This window comes from Actinomycetota bacterium, from assembly GCA_009923495.1.
Taxonomy (GTDB): Bacteria; Actinomycetota; Actinomycetes; order S36-B12; family UBA5976; genus UBA5976.
The window spans coordinates 1-1,710 of the sequence record RFTJ01000047.1; the positions used below are offsets into that span (position 1 = coordinate 1).

Below are 1,710 nucleotides of genomic sequence, written 5' to 3' on the forward strand. Positions count from 1 at the left end.
TCATGCAGACAACACCACACGTGGATGGCCTTGTTGACGAGTATGAACAGATTGATGCTGAAAACAAGGACTTGTTGGGCGACACAGACTATCCTGCGCCTGACGCAGAACAACGAGCACTCAAGAAAGACTACTCAACTGGTCCTTATGATCATGCTGTGTTGAAAAATGCATACCGAACTGATTTCACCGTGGCTGGAGGCCGGACACCCGCTGCCAAGACCACAAATGATATTGCTACGGGCGATAAGAGCCCAATGACCAAGATCAATCGTCCACCCAAGCCAGCCACTGGCGCCAACCCAAGAGGATAATACAATGAGTTTCTTTTACGACCTAAACAAAAAACTAGACAGCATTCGTGCTACACCCGAAGTCACACATCAGCAGTTGAACGAGCGTGATGAAGGCAAGCCAGGCAAGAACTTTGCCAAGATTGCCACAGATGCTGGCGAACGCTATGGCAGCAAGGCTGCTGGTGAGCGTGTGGCTGGTGCAGTGCGCAACAAACTAAAGGCACAAGGCAAGTTGGAAGAAGAAGGCATGAGTCGTGCAGCCAAAGGCTATGAAAAGTACGGCCGAGAAGGCATGGAAGCATTGGCCAAGGCTGGCCGCGAAGGCAAGGCTCTTGATCCCGTTAGAAAAAAATATGACAAGTATGACAACAAAGAAGTGGACGAAGGTGTCATGGACACAGTCAAAAAAGTTGGTAAGAAAGTTGCCAGCGGCATCAACAAGTTAGTCGGACATGGTTCAGATGAAGACATGCGTCGGGATGTACAACGCAAAGCAGGCGTGCCACAGACAGGCAAGAAACCTGAGCAAAAAACCACAGAAGCAGCCAAGTACCGCGACCCCAAGTACAAAGACAAATTGTACACAGTAGAACCACTAGACTACACCTACGGCCCTGACGCCGACGAGCTCTACTATAATCCAAAACCTGATGACTATGAGGGCAGAAAACGCAAAATAGGCGGCGGCGAATTCAGCCACAATGATCCACTACGCAAGGGCTTTGGGCGTGGTGGCGCTTCTAATAGTATCAACACACACGGCAAACGAAAAGGCATGCCATCACGAGATCAAATCACCAGTCTCAAAGGCAGCATCAAAGATGCGCACGGAACACATGCTGAACCCAACTTGCCCGAAGCTGGCGCTCCAATGACACCTAAACAAAAGTCATTTGCTGCCCTAGCACCACCTGCAGACAAGATCACTTTTGCCGACAAGATTGCTGGTGCCAAAAAAGAAGTTGACGAAATGTTGGGTGATGTGGCTGCTGAAGCCATGCGTAAAGCACTGGGCGGTGGCAAAGGTCGTAACGCTGAGATGGATGAAGAAAAATCCAAAGGCACTGCGTTTGACATGAGCACCTCAAGAGCTGTTGCTCCCAAAGTTGGCAGCATTGAACGTGGTGCCAAGCATGACATCAAACATACTGCCACAGGCCGTATGGTCACACGCCGTACAGATGACCAAGGTATCAGCGTTGGTGCAGACGATGACAGTGAAGCCAGCGGAGAAAAGCGTGGGCGTGGACGTCCCAAAGGCACAACAGGTGCTATTGGTGCCAAAGGACCCAGTGGTCGTTCCAAGTTAATGACCAAAGAAGGCGACCACGATGAAGGCGAATTGAAAGCCGCTATGACACTGTTGAAAAAAGCTGGATACAAAGTCAGCAAAGCAGTGGGCGAAGAAAGCACT

Annotated in this window: 2 protein-coding genes; both read left to right on the forward strand. The window is 50.2% G+C overall.

The features are described 5' to 3' along the window. On the forward strand, positions 1-314 hold a 314-nt coding region (locus EBS36_07405; GenBank protein ID NBU32974.1), incomplete at its 5' end, for a hypothetical protein. A 4-nt stretch (positions 315-318) separates the two neighbouring features. After that, a partial coding sequence (locus EBS36_07410; protein NBU32975.1) for a hypothetical protein occupies positions 319-1,710 on the forward strand: 1,392 nt, incomplete at its 3' end.